The organism is Arthrobacter sp. 01N442, assembly GCF_056399345.1.
Window position 1 is genome coordinate 1 of record NZ_JBFTRD010000025.1, and the last position, 356, is coordinate 356.

Consider the following 356-nt stretch of genomic DNA (forward strand, 5'->3'; position numbering starts at 1 on the left):
AGTCAGTATTCCCCGTTGGAGGACGAGGACCACGGCGACCAGGACATGCCGGGCCTCGCCTGGTTGTGCGAACAGAGCATCCCATTTCAGTTTGCAGCAGCAAACGTCATTCAAGGAGTGGCGGGTCGGATGCGATTGCTGCTCGACGCCATGCGCCGCACGACAAGTGCCGGGGTGCCACCGCCGCAGAGCTACTACCCAGGGGACCTCGACGACGAGGACCTCAACGAGCCCGAAGCCGGACCGCTACTCGACGCGCTGGAGCAGCTTGCAACGGTACGCAGTCAAATGGATGAGAAAACCCGGCACATGTGGCGCGAGGTCGCGGAAGACATCTTCAACGCATTGTCCAAGCT

The 356-nt window shown here is 61.5% G+C and carries 1 protein-coding gene; it reads left to right on the forward strand.

All coding sequences use genetic code 11. The features are described 5' to 3' along the window. Positions 1-15: 15 nt before the first annotated feature. Positions 16-356 (forward strand): hypothetical protein (locus AC1DNC_RS16805; RefSeq protein WP_476863661.1); only part of this gene is annotated, 341 nt, incomplete at its 3' end.